General features: G+C 43.6%; 1 pseudogene. It reads left to right on the top strand.

What is annotated here, in order from left to right:
- Positions 1–1,414 (top strand): annotated as a pseudogene (locus tag ACFIME_RS03295) (adhesin); the annotation flags it as partial.

The raw sequence follows: 1,414 nt of genomic DNA, 5'->3' as shown, positions 1-1,414 counted from the left end.
GGATGCTGTTAATGGATCCCAGCTCCATTCTACGAACAGTTCCCTTGCGGAATATTTCGGTGGCGGAACTAAGTATGAGGAAGGCAAATGGACGAAACCTGATTTCAAAGTTGCACAATTTGATGCTGATGGCACAGAAAATGACGAGAAGACTTATCACAATGTTGCTGCTGCTTTTGAAGGTGTTAACAGTACTTTCACTACTCTGAATGAAGAGATTGGGGATGTAAGAGACAGTATCCTTGTTAAGCAAGAAGAAGAGGTGACGTCAAGTCGTAGTCTTCGTGCAGGGGGATCGGGTGTTATCACTATAGGTAAGGCAGCAGGCGGTACTGAAATCAGTGTTTTAAACAAAGACGGTAAGGAACGGACAATCACCGGAGTGAGTGCTGGAACACTCTCAGAAAGCTCAACGGATGCGGTGAATGGCTCGCAGCTTTTTACAACCAATAAAAATGTTACTAAGGTTGCTGAGCATACAGCAAAATATTTTGGCGGAGGCGCCAAGTATGAGAATGGTGAATGGACCGCTCCCACTTTCAAGGTTAAGACCGTTAAGGAAGATGGTAGTGATGTTGAAGAGCAGAGCTATGCAAGTGTTGCGGAAGCCTTTGAGGGTGTAGGTAATTCTTTCCAGAACATTCATAAAGAGATTACACAAAGCAATACGGCGGTTACTGAAAACATTAAGCAGAATGCGTTGATGTGGGGTGAGAAAGAGGGAGCTTTTGTAGCCTTGCATGGAGAAGAAAATAGCAAAAGCAACAGCAAGATTAAGTATCTTGCGAATGGAGATATTTCTAAAGACTCAAATGATGCGGTGAATGGCTCACAACTCTATTCTATGAATAAAACGGTTGCGACCTATTTCGGTGGAGGAGCTGGATATAATGAGAATGGTGAATGGACCGCTCCCACTTTCAAGGTTAAGACTGTTAAGGAAGATGGCAAGGATGAAGAGAAGAGCTATGATAATGTTGCGGATGCGTTAGCAGGAGTAGGGACGTCTTTCACGAATATTCACAAAGAAATTAACAAGGAGATTAACAAAGTCGTAGGCGATAGCTTAGTTAAACAAGATGAAAAGACGCATGTTATTAGCATTGGAGGTGAAAAAGGCGGTACAAGCATCAATATTGCAAACACTGATGGTACGAAACGTACTCTTTCCGGAGTGCATGATGGAACGGTTTCGGAAACCTCAAGTGATGCGGTGAATGGTTCACAGCTTTATTCCATGAATAAAACGGTTGCGACCTATTTCGGTGGAGGAGCCGGCTATAATGATAAGGGAGAGTGGAGTGCCCCAAGTTTCAAGGTTACCGCAATCAAAGAAGATGGCAAGGATGAAGAGAAGAGCTATGATAATGTTGCGGATGCGTTAGCAGGAGTAGGGACGTCTTTCACGAATATT

The organism is Bartonella sp. AP1QHHD, assembly GCF_042196265.1.
Taxonomy (GTDB): Bacteria; Pseudomonadota; Alphaproteobacteria; order Rhizobiales; family Rhizobiaceae; genus Bartonella.
This window is presented reverse-complemented; position numbering and strand designations above follow the sequence as displayed.